This window comes from Haloferax sp. s1 (genome assembly GCF_058382125.1).
The window spans coordinates 1-1866 of sequence record NZ_JBZRPK010000199.1 but is presented as its reverse complement, the minus strand read 5'-3'; the positions used below and the strand labels follow the sequence as shown (position 1 = coordinate 1866).

Annotated in this window: 2 protein-coding genes; both read left to right on the top strand. The window is 62.4% G+C overall.

Going from position 1 to position 1866, the window contains the following annotated elements; all coding sequences use genetic code 11:
- The first annotated feature begins 100 nt into the window (after nucleotides 1-100).
- Nucleotides 101-469, top strand: coding sequence for a nitrogen regulatory protein GlnK1 (gene glnK1, locus QT222_RS01635; RefSeq protein WP_004058648.1), 369 nt, complete (start codon nucleotides 101-103; stop codon nucleotides 467-469).
- A 385-nt stretch (nucleotides 470-854) separates the two neighbouring features.
- Nucleotides 855-1866 (top strand): ammonium transporter (locus tag QT222_RS01630; RefSeq protein WP_491476094.1); only part of this gene is annotated, 1012 nt, incomplete at its 3' end.

Below are 1866 nucleotides of genomic sequence, written 5' to 3'. Positions count from 1 at the left end.
GTGGGAACAATGTCCGGACTGACGGCGACGTCGTTGGCGACAACGGCGTGGCCGTGACTGAAGGCAACGATTCGGCCGCAGTCGACGGAGGTGAAAACCAATGAGCGAGACTGAGACCGGAAACGACGGTATCAAGCTCGTCATGGCCATCATCCGCCCCGACAAGCTCGCCGACGTGAAGACCGCACTCGCCGAAGTCGGCGCGCCCTCGCTCACAGTGACGAACGTCTCCGGGCGCGGCTCACAGCCCGCGAAGAAAGGCCAATGGCGCGGCGAAGAGTACACCGTCGACCTTCACCAGAAGGTCAAAATCGAGTGCGTCGTCGCCGACATCCCGGCTGGCGACGTGGTCGACGCTATCGCGGAGGCCGCCCACACAGGCGAGAAAGGAGACGGGAAGATATTCATCCTGCCCGTCGAGGGAGCCGTCCAAGTTCGAACCGGCAAGGAGGGGAGTCCAGCAGTCTGAGCACAACAACGAATGGTACTCCTGAGTCCCTAACCGGACGGTAGTCTCCCCTTTTTTTCGACTCGCGCGAGCGCACACCCGTCGAGGGTGTCAGTTTGCCCGAGTCATTCGTATTAGTAAACTGACACTACATGCGTAGGATAGTCTGGCAACATTTGTCCAGTTAGTCCGCGACTTACGCCCTTATATATCTCATATCCCATTGTAAAGCGAACATACGACCCCAGTTTTGGAAATAAATGGACAATTGTCAACGCAAACTATTATGTACTCACATGTGGATACAATCTTCCATGATTCGCGAGACATTCGGTCGCGAATCGAGCACCAACATGAACGACTGTCCACTTGAACTCCCGTTCGAATCGCATATCGGAGGAATCGTATGCTGACCGCACTTCAGGCAGACCTCGCCTCGGTCGTCGAGGGCGTGAATCTCGTGTGGGTCCTCACCGTCACGTTCCTCATCTTCTTCATGCACGCCGGCTTCGCCATGCTCGAAGCCGGGCAGGTGCGTGCGAAGAACGTCGCAAATCAGCTCACGAAGAACCTCCTGACGTGGAGTATCGGCGTCATCGTGTTCTTCCTCCTCGGTGCGGCCGTCTCGGCAATCGTCGCCGGACTTACCGGCGGCCCGGCAACGACCGTCGCAGACGCCTTCATGGGTCTCTACGCACCCGACGCCTCGGCGACGACCGCGTGGGTCGATTGGCTCTTCGGTGCCGTCTTCGCCATGACCGCCGCCACCATCGTCTCCGGTGCAGTGGCGGGCCGCGCGAGGCTTCGTGCGTACCTGACCTACACCATCCTCATCGCGGGTGTCATCTACCCCGTCGTCGTCGGCGTCACCTGGGCCGGTGGCTTCCTCAACGGTCTCGGCTTCCACGACTTTGCCGGCGGCATGATTGTCCACGGAATGGGCGGCATCGCTGGTCTCACCGCCGCGTGGATTATCGGCCCGCGCATGAACCGCTTCAACGCCGACGGCAGCGCGAACGTCATCCCCGGCCACTCCATCACGTTCGCCGTCCTCGGGACGCTCATCCTCGCGTTCGGCTGGTACGGCTTCAACGTCGGTACCGCCGCTGCACCACTCGCGTACAGTGACGGCGGCGTGACCCTCGGCTCGTTCGCCTACGTCGGACGGGTCGCGCTCGTGACCACCCTCGGCATGGCCGCGGGCGCACTCGGCGCGGGCGGCGCCGCGTTCTACCAGCCCGGCAAGGTCGACACGCTCTACGTCGCAAACGGCGCTCTCGCCGGTCTCGTCGGCCTCACCGCCACCCCCGACGTCGTCGTCTCGCCCCGCCCCCTCGTCCTCCGGCTTCACGCCGGCGCACATCTTCCAATCGTCCTCGGGCTCGTCGTCAGCCGCCGCCGCATCCACGCCGTCTGGG